We start from the raw sequence: 13,954 nt of genomic DNA, 5'->3' as shown, positions 1-13,954 counted from the left end.
ACTTCGGATATGGCGGCCCGCCGCGAGTTCGGTGGTATCGAGGTTGACCTGAGCAACCTCGACAAGGTGCTGTATCCGGCCACCGGAACGGCCAAAGGCGAAGTGATCGCCTATTATTCGGCGATCGCGCCCGCCATGCTGCCGCATATCGCGGGGCGGGCGGTCACCCGGAAGCGCTGGCCCAACGGGGTCGACGAACCCTCCTTCTTCGAGAAGAACCTTCCGTCGCACGCGCCCTCCTGGATCGTGCGGCGCACCCTGCGCCATTCCGGCCGCGATGTCGTCTATCCGCTGATCGACTCCGAAGCGGGGCTGGCCTGGCTGGCGCAGCAAGCCGCGCTGGAAGTCCATGTGCCGCAGTGGCGTTTCGACGACGGCGGCATCGGCCCGGCGACCAGGCTCGTGTTCGACCTGGACCCGGGCACGGGCGCCGGGCTCGCCGAATGCGCCGAGGTGGCGCTCGCGGTACGCGATATGGTCGAGGGCATCGGACTGCACGCGTTCCCGGTGACCAGCGGCAGCAAGGGCATTCACCTGTACGTGCCGTTGGATCGCGTGCTGAGCCCGGGCGGCGCGTCCACGGTGGCGAAACAGGTGGCCACGAATCTGCAACGACTGCACCCGGATGTGGTGACCGCGACGATGGCGAAAGCGGCGCGCGGCGGCAAGGTCTTCCTCGACTGGAGTCAGAACAACCCGGCCAAGACCACCATCGCGCCCTACTCGATGCGGGGCAGGGCGGAGCCGAATGTCGCGGCTCCGCGCACGTGGGCAGAGATCGAGAACCGGAAGAAGCTGCGGCAGTTACGGTTCGACGAGGTACTGGCCAGGTATCGGTCCGACGGAGATCTGCTCGCCGAACTGGATCCGCCGCTCGCACGAGACGACTCGTCCGCGCCGGACGCGTTGACGAAGTACCGGTCGATGCGCGATCCGTCCCGCACGCCCGAACCCGTTCCCGCCGAGGCGCCCGCGCCGGGGGCGGATAACCGCTACGTCGTGCAGGAACATCACGCGCGACGCCTGCACTGGGACGTGCGGCTGGAGCGCGACGGGGTCCTGGTGTCCTGGGCGGTGCCGAAAGGCCCGCCGACCTCGCCCGACCAGAATCGCCTCGCCGTGCACACCGAGGACCATCCGCTGGAGTACCTCGACTTCCACGGCGCCATCCCCAAAGGCGAGTACGGCGCCGGGGAGATGACGATCTGGGATTCCGGCACCTACGAGACCGAGAAATGGCGCGACGACGAGGTCATCGTGCAGTTCCACGGCAAGCGGCTCACCGGTCGGTACGCGCTGATCCAGACCAACGGCAACCAGTGGCTGATGCATCTGATGCGCGCGCGGAACGGACCCGAACCGCGGGAGGAGCCGCAGGAGAAACCGGGCCGGATCATCCATCCGTCGAATGCGTCCGCGAAGCTACCGCGCGGCTTGGCGCCGATGTTGGCGACGCACGGCGAGGTCGCCGAGCTCGACGCCGACGAATGGTGCTTCGAGACGAAGTGGGACGGCTTCCGGCTGATCGCCGAGATCGATGACGGTGCGCTGACGCTGCGGAGCCGGGCCGGGAACGTGGTGACCGACCGCTATCCCCGCATCGCGGCGTTGCGGCGGGAATTGTCCGGACACCAGGTGGTGCTGGACGGCGAGGCCGTCGTCTTCGACGATCACGGTGTCGCGAATCTCGGTCTCCTGCAAGCCGATGCGGCGCGTGCGGTGTTCGTCGGGTTCGACGTGCTGTATCTGGACGGCACGTCGCTGCTGCGCAAACGCTATTCCGATCGCCGCGCGGTCCTGGAGGCGCTCGCCGCGAACGCGCCGTCGCTGATGGTGCCGCCGCGACTGGACGGCTCGGGCGCCGATGCCGTGCGCTACAGCCAGGAGCAGGGGCTGGAGGGTGTGGTCGCGAAACGCAGAGATTCGGTGTACCTGCCGGGCAAGCGCGGGCACGCCTGGGTGAAGCAGCGCAATTGGCGCACCCAGCAGGTGCTGATCGGCGGGTGGCGGCGCAGTGCGGCGCGGGAGTTCAAGTCGCTGCTGATCGGCATTCCACACGACGGGTTGCTGTACTACGTCGGCCGGGTCGGCACCGGCTTCAGCGAGCCGGACATGCGGGAGCTGGCCGCGCGGTTGCGCAAACTGGAACGCAAGACCTCGCCGTTCGACAACGAGCTCACCGCCGACGAACGTAAGGAAGCGGTGTGGGTGACCCCGAAACTCGGTGGCACCGTACGGTTCATGAACTGGACCGAGATGGGTCGGTTGTGGCACCCGGCATGGCTCGGCCCCGCGCCCGGTGCTCGGTAGGGTAGTGGCGCGTCGAACGGGACCTAGCACCGGCCGGGTCCCGTTCTCGGTTCAGTCGGTGCCCGCGAGCAGCGGGGTGATGGTCGCGATATCGGTCACGAGAGCGTGACCCTGGAACTCGAAATCGCGGTACGCCCGCGCCATGGCGTCCTTGTCCCGGCCGCCGACCGCGTCGCTGATCACCACGGGAACGAATCCCAGATCGGTGGAATGCGTGACCGTGGGCGCGATGCCGATCTCCAGGGCGACACCCGCGATCGCGTAGGCGCCGATGCGCAGGTCGCGCAGCATGGAGGCGAGCGGAGTGCCTTCGAAGGCCGACATCGACGTCTTGTCGAACACCACCTCGTCGGCGCGCGGCCGCAGCTCGGGTACCAGCTCGAAGGCCGGGGTGTCGCGCTGCAGGATGAAGTGCACCTTGTCCACCGAGTCCACCTGCTGCCAGCTCATGGCCATGCGTAACGCGAAGGTTCCGCTGAGCCGCTCGGGCAGGAAGAAGTGGCGGAGGAAGACCACCGGATAGCCACCGGAACGCGCCGCGTCGACCACCGCGGCCACCCGCTCGATGATCTCCGGGCCGTCCGGCAACTGGCTCAGCACACCGACCTGCATGTCGTAGACGATCACCGCCATCCGGTCCGGGGCGCACAGGTCGGCGAGTCCTTCGGGGATGTCCAGTCCGTTGCCATGCCGCATGCTCGGCTACTCCTCGTCGTCGCGCTCGCGCTGCGGGCGGGGTCGCCCGGACAGCTATTCGCTTGCGCAGGGGGCGTTTTGGCCAACACTGTAGCCAGCCCGGCGGACAGCGACGGCGGTGGGTGTGACCTGCGATCGACCGTTGCCGGGCCGGTCGGCCCAGCAGTACCGTTGAAGCCTGGAGGTCAGGTGAGCCGCCGCCGACCGCGCCGGGATACCTGCCGCCTCGCCGGGACTGGGGAGGCTCTGATGAAGGATGTTCACGCGACGCCTGTCCGCGCGCAGGCGCACGACCGCCCGATACGCACGACGATTCTGCGGGTCCTGCTGGCCGCGATGACCGTGTTCGCTGCCTGCTCGGCCGCCGCTCCCGCGGCGCGTGCCGAGTTACCGCCGCCGGATCACGACCCGTTCTACACCGCCCCCGCGGATCTCGCGCGTTACCGCAACGGCGCCGTGCTGGATTCCCGGCCGATCGCATTGTTCGGGCTGCCGCTGCCGATTTCGGCATGGCAGGTGAAATACCGCAGCACCGATTCGAGCGACGACCCCGTCGCCGACGTGGCGACCGTACTGGTGCCGATGCTGCCGTGGTTCGGCCCCGGCGCTCGGCCGCTGCTGTCGTACCAGGTGCCGGAGGACAGCCTCGGCACGCGGTGCGCGCCGTCGTTCGCGCTCCGCGGCGGCTGGGACTCCGGGGCGGTGAACACGCTGATCGACACCCCGTTCATGGCGGAGGCACTGCGCCGCGGGTGGGCGGTGGTGGCCAGTGATTACGAGGGACCGCGGTCGCGCTTCCTGGACGGAGTCAACTCCGGACGCGGCGTGCTGGACGGCATCCGGGCGGCCCGTGATCTCCCGCAAGCCGGACTCGCCTCCTCGGCGCCGGTCGGCGCCTGGGGCTACTCCGGCGGGGCGTTCGCCACGCTGTGGGCGGCGCAGATGCAACCGTGGTATGCGCCGGACGTCCGGTTCGCGGGCATCGCTTCCGGCGGGATTCCGGCGGATTGGTCCGCGATAGCGCGCAACGCGGACGGCAGCGTGCGGGCCGGGCTGGCATTGCTCATCCTGTTCGCACTCGCCCGTAACGATCCCGCGACGGGGGTGCTGGACTTGCTCAACGAGCAGGGGCGCGCGGCGCTGGCCGAGAACGGCGCGGCCTGCGGGTCGGATCTGGTGCCGATATACGCGGGCGCGCGGATCGCCGACTTCGCCGCCGTGCCGGATCTGCTGTGGCACCCGGCGTTTCGCGCTGCCACCGAGGCCCAGGAACTCGGCGGCAGCGCGCCGGAGGCGCCGATGTACCTCTATCACAGCCGCACCGACGATGTGATTCCCGTGGCGGGCTTCACCGACCTGGTCGGCCGGTACTGCGCCGAGGGCGCGACCGTCACCTCGGTGCACTCGATGCTGCCGACCCACAACCCGACTGCGATCGGTGAGGCACCGGGCGCGATGAACTTCCTCGCCGACCGGTTCGCCGGTCTGCCGGTGGTTCCTGGATGCCGCGAGCGATAGGTGGACGGGGCGCCGGTCAGTTCTGCGAACGTCCGGTGGTGTCCGTCCACTTGGTGGTGCCGGACGGGGCGGCCAGCGTGCTGATCAGATCGATACCGGCGATGATCAGGGCCGGCCCGCCGACGACGATCGTGCCGATGACGCCGCCGATGCCGGCACCGGCGACCACGGTGCCGATCCCGATCGGACCGCCGATGAGGCCGGTCAATCCGACGAGCGCGCCGATGACCGTGCCGATGAACCCGCCCACCGCGGTGGCGATGCCGAACTGCGACAGGAAGGCGTCCATCGCTCGCTGGTTCTCGAACGGCGAAGCGACCGGCGTGGCCACCGGGCGGGCCTGCGCCGCGTCCTTCACGACGGTCAGCTCCAGTACGCGGCCCGCGTCTCGCACGAGGTGGGCCATGGGATATTCGAATCCGTCCTGGCGGAAGGCGAGTGGCAGCGTGACCGCGACATCGCCTGCGGCGTCCTTGATGTCGACGGCGTCGCCGCGCACGTCGAACGTGCCCGCGGTGAGTGTCGTGACGATCTTGTCGCCGACCAGCTGGGCTTCGTACCCGATATCCGGGACCGGTGCCGCAGTCGGTTCCGCGTGCGCGACGCCTGCGCCGACCGCGAGCGCGGCGACGAGTGTGGCGGCGGCGGTGACTCTCCGGAGAATCATTTGGCGGTTTCCAATCTTCATCAGGTTTCAAGCATTAGAGAACGCGACACACGCCGGCATTCGTTCCCCCCGCCGACGTGCACATCCGTGCTGTGATCCAGAAGACAGTTACTTCCGAGTGACAACTGTACTGGGGCGCATGGGATTTGGGACACGCTTTTAGGAGGGGAATTTCGGGGTCCCGCGGAGTCTTTTCGACAGATACCATTCGGTCTGCAAATGGTCAGCGAATTGGCCCGCAGGAATTTCACCGGTACCCATCAGGGACCGCGACCGACCGGGATCCGGTTCGGGCCCCGCAGTGACCCACACTCGCGCTCGGGCTCAGAGCAACAAGTGCAGCCCGATGGAGCCGAGACAGACGCCGACGACCAGCACGAGCGCGACAGCGTCGCGCGATCCGGGGGCGCTGGGACGGGCGGTGAGCTGTCCGGTGCCACCGCGCGCGGTGATCGCCTCACCCAACTCCCCGGCGCGGCGGGTGGACACCGCCATGGCCGCGGTGAGGATATCGATGAGCGGGTTGTCGGCCGCGCGGGCGATCATGCCGTCTTTGGGCCGGAGGCGGCGAGCGGCGCGCAGCACCCGGATCTCCTCCATGAGCAACGGCAGACCACGGAAGGTGAGCGCGACGACGACCGCCCATTCGTCCACCGGCACCCGGAGTCGGCGCAACGGCGCGCCCAACTTGGCCAGGGCGGGCGCGATGTCGCCCATCGGCGTGGTCCACGCGATGAGGAAGGAGGCCGCCACCAGGATCAGGCCGAAGGCCAGAACCTGGACATAGCGCAGCACCGCCGTGCCGCCGACCGGCAGATTGATCAGGGCGCCCGCGGCGAGCAGCGCCCAGAACCACCACGGCAGCCGTGGCACGGTGCCCAGCGGCAGCCGGGCGACCGCCCCCACGAGCACCAGGAACACCGCCATCACACCGAGCACCGGCCAGGACGGCAGGAACATCAGCAGCAGGCTGATCAGGAACACACCGATCATCTTCGTGCCGGCCCACAACCGATGGACCGGGCTGTCGACCGGGACCTGGCGCAGCAGAACTGTGCTCATCGTCGACCTCCGTGCTCGAACCCCCACGCGGCTTCCCCGGGCGCGTGCGCCGACCCGGGCCCGGAATCGGCGCGTGCGGCGGAGGCGCTCGGCGCGGGCGCGGTCTGCCGAGCGGACTCCGCGCCCAGAATGCGTCCCGACCGCAGCTGTACCGTCCGGTCGCACACCGCCGCCATGTCGGCCACGTCGTGCGAGATCACGATCAGCGTCAAGCCGGAATCCCGTAACCGCGCGAGCAGTTCCACGATGTCGGCCCGGCCCTCCGGGTCGAGACCGGCCAGCGGCTCGTCGAGCACGACCACTTGGGGGTGACTGGCCACGATCGCCGCGAGCACCACCCGCTTGGCCTGGCCGCCGCTGAGTTCCTCGATCGAGCGCGCGGCCAGCGCGCGGTCCAGTCCCACCGCGTCCAGCGCCCGGCCGACCGCGCCCGAGCCGGTCGCGCGGCCACCCCAGTCCGCGATCTCCGCGCCGACGGTCTGTTTCTGCAGTTGCAGGCGGGAATGCTGGAACGCCAGCCCGACTCGGCCGATCTGCTTGCCGATCGGCTTCCCGCGCAGCTCGCACCGGCCCGAACTCGGTTCGATCAGACCCGCCATGATCCAGGCCAGCGTGGATTTGCCCGAGCCGTTCCCGCCGACGATCAGCAGGGCCTCGCCTTGACGCACGGACAGGTCGACGCCGTGCAGGGCCGGCGCTTCCCACGGCGTCGCACGGTTGTAGGTGTGCCGGACGTCGCGCAGTTCGAGGATCGGCGCGCCCATCGGCTTGCGTCGCGTGTCCTGCGCCGGCCGCGGCCACTCCGGCAGATGGGCGACGGTGCGTCCGCCGGCCAGGTGCACCACCCGGTCGGCGACCGCGGCGTCGGCCTCGTGGTGGGTCACCAGCACCACGGCCATCGAGTGACGTTTCGGCAGCGAGGCCAGCAGGCCCACCAGTTCGCGCCGGCCGTCCGGGTCGATCATCGAGGTCGCCTCGTCGGCGATCAGCAGCGCGGGCCGCCGGGCCAGCGCGGCGGCGACCGCCAGCCGCTGTTGCTGTCCGCCGGAGAGCGTGGCGGTCTCCTTCGCCCCCGTTCCGGCGAGTCCCACTTCGCCGAGGAGGGCGTCGACATCGACTTCCGCGGCGAGTTCGGCGGGCAATCCCCATACGACGTCGTCGGCGACCAGCACACCGAGGGTCTGGCTCTCCGGCCGCTGCAACACCAGCGCCGTCCCGCCCAGCTTGCCGAGTCCGGCGGACCCGGGCCGCCGCACCGATCCCGAGGTGGGCGGCAGCCCCGCCAGCAAGCGGGTCAGGGTGGACTTGCCCGAACCGTTGTGGCCGACCACGGCGACGAATTCGCCGACCCGCACGGTCAGATCGATGCCGCTCAGCGCCTCGCGCGGCGCTGCGGGATAGCGGAAGGCGGCCTCGCGCAGCGTCACCGGAAGCGGTGCGACGGGCCGGTCGTCGCGCGGCGCGTCGAGCCGGTCGCGGCCGGGCAGCCAGGCCAGCCGGTCCAGCACCGAGCCGAGGACGTACCAGGAGAAGACACCGGTGGCCACCATGCCGAGCGCGACGCCGCCGCCCACCCACACCCACCACCAGCGCAGCACCGAGTCGGTCAGGTCCGCCGCGAGCTGCCCGAGCGGCGCCAGCTGCTCTTGGCGCGCCGCGAGATCCTGCAGGCCGCGCGACGCGTTGCGGATGTTGTCGAACAGCAGCTCGCGCGTGGTGGACAGCAGCGACAGCGATCCGACGGCGAACGCGGCCCAGGCCAGCCCGGCCAGCAGCGAGAGCCCGAACGCCGCGACGACACCGCCGCCACGCCGCTTCACCGCGCCGATGATCCCGCCCACGGTGGCCGACGCCACCAGCGCCATCGCGGACGCCATGCCCGCGGCGACGAAGGTGACCAGCGTTGCCGCGATCGTCGCGGTGACCAGGGCGCGCAGCCGGAAGCGGTGTGCGATCAGCCCGATCGGGACCGCGCCGACCAGTTGCAACGCGGCCGCGAACGGGATGACCGATCCGATGGTCACCAGTCCGACGGCGGCTCCACCGAGCACGGCGCCGGTGGCCAACTCGATCGGACGCAGCGGACCGCGCACATCCGATCCGCCCGGATGGGCCAGTTCATTCACAGCACAAGTCTGCCAGCCCGGCGCGGTGGCGGGTCGAGGCGAATCCGAGCGGGGCCGATCGCGGTGGCCCCTCGATCACGAGGCGGGAGTGAGGGTGTAGTGCCGGGGGTCGAAGCGGCGGGTGCGGCGACGGTAGCTGCGCTGCGAGCCGGGCCAGTTGTTGGTGATGCGGCCCGCGGCGTTGCGGTACCAGCTGGAACAAAAGTTCCACGGGGTCCGGGCCAGGCGCTGCTGGAGCGCGGTGTTGTAGTCCTCCTCGAGATCCGCGCGGACGTCGACGCAGTGGCCGGGGTGCTCGGCGAGCCACTGCACGGCCTGACGGATGTAGCGGGTCTGCGACTCGATCATGTAGATGATCGAGCCCACGCCGAGATTGGTGTTCGGTCCGTAGACGAGGAAGAGATTGGGAAAGTCCGGCACCGTGATGCCGTAATACGCGTGCGCGCCATCGGCCCATGCGTCGGCCAGCCTGCGCCCGCCGCGGCCCCAGATCTCCATCGGCCACAGGAACTCCGTGCCCTTGAAACCGGTGCCGTAGATGATCACGTCCACCTCGTGCGTAGTCCCGTCGGCGGTGTGTACGCCCTGCGGGGTGATCTCGGTGATGGCGGTGGTCTCCAGCCGCACGTTGGGTCGGGTGAGCGCGGGGTAGTAATCGTTGGAGAACAGCGCGCGCTTGCACCCGATGGGATAGTCCGGGGTGAGTTTGGCCCGCAGCTGCGGATCTCCGACTTGTTCGGTCAGGTGCCGGGCGGCGATACGGGCCACGAACCGCCCGATGGCGGGAACCTCGACCAGCCCGAGTGAGATGAACTCCATTATCGACCACCACCCGAACCGCTCGGCCAGCAGCGCGCCCGGCACCCGCGCGAACAGGTTGTGCTGGATCGGCGAGTAGTCGGTGTCGAATTTCGGGACCACCCAGGCCGGAGTGCGCTGGAACAAGGTGAGCTGGGCAACCTCGGGCTGGATCTCCGGGATGTACTGCACGGCGCTCGCCCCGGTGCCGACGCAGGCGACGCGTTTGCCGCGCAGATCGACATCGTGGTCCCACTCGGCGGAATGGAACGACGGGCCGGCGAAGGTGTCGATGCCGGGAATGGCGGGCAGGGACGGACGCGACAGCTGGCCCACCGCCGAGATCAGCACGTCCACGATCCAGCTCTTCCCGTCGGCGGTGCGGACGGTCCACCGGCCGGTGGCGTCGTCGAATTCGGCGTCGCTGACGCTGGTGCCGAAACGGATCGCCGAGAGCACGCCGCGGCGTTCGGCGACGCCGCGCAGGTAGGAGTGGATAGCGGTCCGTCGCGAGTACCGCTGCGGCCAGTCCGGCTTGGGTTCGAACGAAAACGAGTACAGCGGTGAGGGGACATCGCAGGCCGCTCCGGGGTAGGTGTTCTCCCGCCATACGCCGCCGAGGTCGGCGGCCCGCTCCAGGATGGTGATGTCGTCGAAGCCGTGGCGACGCAGCTCGATCGCCATGCAGATGCCGCCGAAGCCCGCGCCGATGATGAGGATCGATGGCCGATTGCGCGCTGTCATGTGAGACTCCTCACTGCGACCGTGGATGATTCCACTGTAGGAGTTTCGACACGCCGCACAACCTGTTCGCGATCGTCCGGCGTCAGCTCTCTTCGCCGCGGCCGCTCCTGCTGCCGGTGTACGCCAGTTCGCGAATCTTGCCGATGGCTTTGGGAAACAACTCCACCTCGGCCGGGTGATTGAGCATCGGATCGAAGTAATCCGTGCGGTATTCGGCGGATTCGGCCGGCCGCAGCGTGAGTTCGGCGACTCGCCACGTCGGTCCGCCGAGCCGACCCGCGGTGAGGGTGAAGCTGACCAGGTCCTCGTCGAGGTGCGCTTGCATCGCCTCCAGCGACGCCGACGCGGGTTGAACGCTGTCCGGCTCGGCGAAGAACCAGGTGGGCGAGGAGTTGCTGATCCGATAGGGCATCAGGCAGCCGTACCGTGCGCTGGCCCAGCCGCGCGCGGGGGTGATCACAAACCGGCCCAGCAGTCCTCGGCCGGTGGTGGCCAGCGCGAAATCCCACGGCTGCTCGTCGCGGTCGAGTACCCGGAACGCCAGGCCGAGCACGTCGGGCAGGCCGTTCGGCAGTCCGATGCCCTTGGACACCCGCGCGATGACCGCACGATCGCCGCTGCCGAACAGCGGCTCGAACTCGGGCTCCGCGTGCAGACGGCCGGCCAGGTGCAAACCCGCCGGGTGGAATACCCGCGCATGCCGGATCCTGGCTCCGGCCGCGAACGTGTTCTTCACCACTGCGGCTGGTATGTCGACCATGACGGATCCTCCCGGTAGGCGTCGTGTGCCTGCCGATTGCCCCGGCTCGAGGCGGGTAAACCGTCCTCAGGCCGGTCGCACGCCGATCCGGCCACCCATCGGAACCGTCCGGAAATGGCTGGTGAGACGGTGGTCGTCGCCGATGACGTGCAGCGCCACCGCAGGGTCCGGCGCGTAGTCCATGACGTGGTCGGGCAGGTCGAGTTCCCACTCGCCGCTGAGTACCGACGCGGTGCTGGGCGCCACCAGTAGCGGCCGTCCCCCGAAGGTGGTCGTGGCGGCGGAGTGCGCGTGCCCGGTGAGTACGCCGACGATCCGGTCGTCCCCGGCGACCAGATCGGCGAGCCGTTGCGGATCGGCCAGGGCGATCACGTCGACGATCGGGCTGAACAGCTGCGCGGGCGGGTGGTGCAGGGCGAGCAGGATCGGCTTGCCCGCGGGCGCGGCGGCCAGCACGCCGCCGAGCCAGTCATAAGTCTCGTCCGCCAGCTGCCCACCCGGCCGGCCTGGGACACTCGAATCCAGCAGCGCGACGGTGAGTTCGCCGATGCGATGCGCGTGATTGATCGGGGCGTCGGAGGCGGGCTCGCCGAGCAGACCGGTGCGGAAGCCCGCGCGGTCGTCGTGGTTGCCGGGGATGGCGTACACCGGAATCTCGCTGTCGAAAGCGGCCTTGGCCTCGGCGAACTGCTCGGGTTTGCCGGAATCGGTGATGTCGCCGGTCACCAGAATGGCGTCCGGCCTGCGGCGCAGCCCCGCGATGAAGTCCATCACCCGCCGGGCGCGCTGGGCGTTGCGGGCGCCGAGATCGAAATGGGTGTCGCTGACCTGAGCGACCAGGATCATCGGCATTCGCTTTCGCTAGGGGATTCGCTGCATTGCGTCAGGTTGCGCGCGCGTCGCACCCGCGGCACGCCATCAGGCTAGTTGACCTGCGCATTACGCGTCGTCATGATGCTCGCCACCGAGCGGGCGGTGCTCGCCGTGTTGTGCACTGGATCACAATTAGGGGTTCCAGTGGCGGTCAGGACACGGGGTGGTCGGAGAGGATGCGAGCGACGTGGCCGAAGCGGCGCCGGCCATCGCCCTGGCCGTCCCCGACGGTCCCGAGCGCTCTGCTCCCGGTGCGGCCTTCGCCCCGGGGCTTTCCGTTCCGGAACAAGCGTCGACCCTCGACCGAATCCTCTTGCTCCTCGGCCGTTCCCCGAGCTGGCCGAGCTGATTCGCTTCAGCGGCAGTGAGACCGTTGCTGTGCGCATAGGGACTGGACCGCCTGGGGATGACTGTGGACCAACCGCAGCGCCGGCCGAGTTTTCGCAGCGGTTATCGATCGAGGGTCCAGGTGCTTCGCCGCGGTCGATGCCCAGGCAACGGGTGGCGCGAAGACCGCACTGGTGACTAGCCGAGCGTCCGCAACAGGTCGGCCGCGCGATCGAGGGCCGTCGGGTCGGCGGATTCGTGCAGCGGACCCCAGAAGTCCACATCGGGCGCGGCGGCCAATACCAGTTCCGGCGGGGTGCGCCAGGAAGCGGTGAGGCCCAGACGCCAGGAGTGCAGGTACGTCCGTGGGTGGGCGCCGGAGCGGTCGAACAGCGGATCGCCGACTATGGGATGGCCGGTCCAGGCCAGGTGGACGCGAATCTGGTGGCGTCGGCCGGTCACCGGGCGCAGCGCGAGAACGGTGTGCGCCGGACCCCGCAGCACCGTCGCGAACCGGGTGAGCGAGGGGTAGTTCTTGGCCGGCAGCAGGTCGGCGTCGTCCACGAACCAGCGGCCCGCCTCCTGACGGATGCTTTCGCGCGGCGCCGCGACCCGCACCCGGTTCTTACGTCCCACGCTGAGCGGCAGATCGAACACGCCGGTATCGGGCAGGCCGGTGGCCGCGACGACGGCCAAGTACGCCTTGTCGGCGGTCTGTTTGTTGAACTGCCTGGTCAGCTCGCCGTGGGCGCCCAACTCTTTCGCGAAGAGGATCAAGCCGGAGGTCACCTTGTCGATCCGGTGCACCGGATACAGCGTTTCCCCGGCGGCCGCCGCCAACTCGACGAGATCGGTGTCATGGCGCTCGCCCGTGACGGAGATCCCGGACGGCTTGTGCAGGGCCAGAATCGCCGCGTCCTCCTCGACGAGACAGCGCGTGCGTAGCTGTGACCAGTCCTTGTCCACCGGACGAGCCTAGGGCGGCCATCGGCGGCGGGAGGCACTCGGTGGGTGCTATCTGCCGTTCTTGCTGTTGCGGCGCAGCAGGTGCGGGCGTAGGCGGTTGAAGCCGCGTACCCGGACGCTGCGCAGGTGCTTGATCGCGAAGGCCGGGTTCTCCTCCAGCGCGGCGGCGGCCTGGTCATCGATCAGAACGGTGCCCGGCCGCGCGACGCCGGTGAGCCGGGAAGCGATGTTCACCACGGAGCCGTACAGATCGCCGAACCGTTGCAGTACCGGGCCGTAAGCGAGGGCGACGCGCAAGTCCGGAGTGCCCCCGACGATCATGGTGGACTCCTGGACGGCCAGTGCTACGTGGGCGGCTTCGGTGGCGGTTTCCGTCGCGAACATGACTTCGTCGCCCACGTTCTTGATCACCCATCCGCGGTTCTCGGTGATCGCGGCGGTGGTGGTGGACTCGAACGCCTCCAGCAGCACGGCCAGTTCGTCGGGATGCAGATGCCTGGTCAGCCTGGTGTAGCCGACCATGTCGGCGAAACCGACGGCCAGTTCGCGCACCGACTCGCCCGCGCTCGTCCCCGGGTCGAGCGACCGCGACAGGGACGCGGCCAGATGCCGTCGCCACGCATAGATGTTCAGCTGTTCCAGCGTGGCGATGGCGCCCTCGGTGGCGGTGCGCACCGTCTCCTCGGGGTCGGCGCCGGGAGCGGCTCGGGCGATGCGCTCCTCGATCTCCGCGAGCACCAGGTCGACCTGCCATTCCGCCAGGCGCGCCATCCCTTGGCCGAGGGTGCGCGCGGTCGCCGCCTGCTGCCGCGAATCGGCCGAGGACAATACGTTCAGCTGCTCGAAGTCGCGCAGCGCCGCGACGTCGGCGTCGGCGTAGTCCACCGCTTCGTCACCGATGCTCGAGGGAAAACCGAGCGCCGTCCACAGTCGCCGGGTCAGCGCGGTCGTCGTCCCGGACTGCTCGGCGACCTGGATGCGGTTGTATCGGCGCGCTCCGTCGAGCAGATAGGACTCGACGACCGATCGCACCAACTCCGACCTCTCCGTGGGCAGCATGATCGGTACCTTACGGGCCGGATCGGACGAGGCTGCTTTCATCGTTTC

General features: G+C 69.5%; 11 protein-coding genes. 2 read left to right on the top strand and 9 right to left on the bottom strand.

What is annotated here, in order from left to right; translation table 11 throughout:
• Positions 1-9 precede the first annotated feature (9 nt).
• Positions 10-2,310, top strand: a complete 2,301-nt coding sequence (locus ACT89H_RS12100; protein ID WP_445108652.1) for an ATP-dependent DNA ligase — start codon at positions 10-12, stop codon at positions 2,308-2,310.
• A 51-nt stretch (positions 2,311-2,361) separates the two neighbouring features.
• On the opposite strand, the gene ACT89H_RS12095 is transcribed toward ACT89H_RS12100, so the two are convergent.
• Positions 2,362-3,006, bottom strand: coding sequence for a cysteine hydrolase family protein (locus tag ACT89H_RS12095; protein ID WP_445108651.1), 645 nt, complete (start codon positions 3,004-3,006; stop codon positions 2,362-2,364).
• A 249-nt stretch (positions 3,007-3,255) separates the two neighbouring features.
• Here ACT89H_RS12095 and ACT89H_RS12090 point away from each other — a divergent pair, with 249 nt between their 5' ends.
• Positions 3,256-4,524 (top strand): lipase family protein, encoded by a 1,269-nt coding sequence (locus ACT89H_RS12090; RefSeq protein WP_445108650.1) that lies wholly within the window; start codon positions 3,256-3,258, stop codon positions 4,522-4,524.
• Positions 4,525-4,540: 16 nt separating this feature from the next.
• On the opposite strand, the gene ACT89H_RS12085 is transcribed toward ACT89H_RS12090, so the two are convergent.
• From ACT89H_RS12085 to ACT89H_RS12050, 8 genes are all read right to left on the bottom strand, one after another.
• Positions 4,541-5,191, bottom strand: coding sequence for a DUF8020 domain-containing protein (locus tag ACT89H_RS12085; protein ID WP_445108649.1), 651 nt, complete (start codon positions 5,189-5,191; stop codon positions 4,541-4,543).
• Positions 5,192-5,515: 324 nt separating this feature from the next.
• A complete protein-coding gene (locus ACT89H_RS12080; RefSeq protein ID WP_445108648.1) occupies positions 5,516-6,253 on the bottom strand; it encodes an energy-coupling factor transporter transmembrane component T family protein in 738 nt (245 codons plus the stop codon).
• The gene (locus tag ACT89H_RS12075; RefSeq protein WP_445108647.1) at positions 6,250-8,379 is read right to left on the bottom strand and encodes an ABC transporter ATP-binding protein; all 2,130 of its coding nucleotides are present in this window, start codon (positions 8,377-8,379) and stop codon (positions 6,250-6,252) included. The genes ACT89H_RS12080 and ACT89H_RS12075 overlap by 4 nt, the downstream gene beginning before the upstream one ends.
• A gap of 75 nt (positions 8,380-8,454) precedes the next feature.
• Positions 8,455-9,921, bottom strand: a complete 1,467-nt coding sequence (locus ACT89H_RS12070; protein ID WP_445108646.1) for a flavin-containing monooxygenase — start codon at positions 9,919-9,921, stop codon at positions 8,455-8,457.
• A gap of 82 nt (positions 9,922-10,003) precedes the next feature.
• Entirely contained in the window at positions 10,004-10,681 is a 678-nt protein-coding gene (locus ACT89H_RS12065) for a phosphodiesterase (protein WP_445108645.1), read from the bottom strand.
• A 66-nt stretch (positions 10,682-10,747) separates the two neighbouring features.
• Entirely contained in the window at positions 10,748-11,533 is a 786-nt protein-coding gene (locus ACT89H_RS12060) for a metallophosphoesterase (RefSeq protein ID WP_445108644.1), read from the bottom strand.
• Positions 11,534-12,079: 546 nt separating this feature from the next.
• Positions 12,080-12,847 carry an RluA family pseudouridine synthase gene (locus ACT89H_RS12055; protein WP_445108643.1) on the bottom strand — a complete coding sequence of 256 codons (768 nt, stop codon included), beginning with the start codon at positions 12,845-12,847 and terminating at the stop codon, positions 12,080-12,082.
• A gap of 48 nt (positions 12,848-12,895) precedes the next feature.
• Positions 12,896-13,906: an adenylate/guanylate cyclase domain-containing protein gene (locus ACT89H_RS12050; RefSeq protein ID WP_445108642.1), complete on the bottom strand. Its 1,011-nt coding sequence runs from the start codon at positions 13,904-13,906 to the stop codon at positions 12,896-12,898.
• Positions 13,907-13,954 lie beyond the last annotated feature (48 nt).

The organism is Nocardia aegles, assembly GCF_052545135.1.
The sequence above is the reverse complement of the archived record's forward strand: the minus strand, read 5'-3'. Positions and strand labels throughout refer to the sequence as shown.

Coding starts and splice junctions, on each gene's coding strand:
- ACT89H_RS12100 (WP_445108652.1), top strand. CDS start 10: ATGGCGGCCCGCCGCGAGTTCGGTGGTATCGAGGTTGACCTGAGCAAC.
- ACT89H_RS12095 (WP_445108651.1), bottom strand. CDS start 3,006: ATGCGGCATGGCAACGGACTGGACATCCCCGAAGGACTCGCCGACCTG.
- ACT89H_RS12090 (WP_445108650.1), top strand. CDS start 3,256: ATGAAGGATGTTCACGCGACGCCTGTCCGCGCGCAGGCGCACGACCGC.
- ACT89H_RS12085 (WP_445108649.1), bottom strand. CDS start 5,191: ATGATTCTCCGGAGAGTCACCGCCGCCGCCACACTCGTCGCCGCGCTC.
- ACT89H_RS12080 (WP_445108648.1), bottom strand. CDS start 6,253: ATGAGCACAGTTCTGCTGCGCCAGGTCCCGGTCGACAGCCCGGTCCAT.
- ACT89H_RS12070 (WP_445108646.1), bottom strand. CDS start 9,921: ATGACAGCGCGCAATCGGCCATCGATCCTCATCATCGGCGCGGGCTTC.
- ACT89H_RS12065 (WP_445108645.1), bottom strand. CDS start 10,681: ATGGTCGACATACCAGCCGCAGTGGTGAAGAACACGTTCGCGGCCGGA.
- ACT89H_RS12060 (WP_445108644.1), bottom strand. CDS start 11,533: ATGCCGATGATCCTGGTCGCTCAGGTCAGCGACACCCATTTCGATCTC.
- ACT89H_RS12050 (WP_445108642.1), bottom strand. CDS start 13,906: ATGCTGCCCACGGAGAGGTCGGAGTTGGTGCGATCGGTCGTCGAGTCC.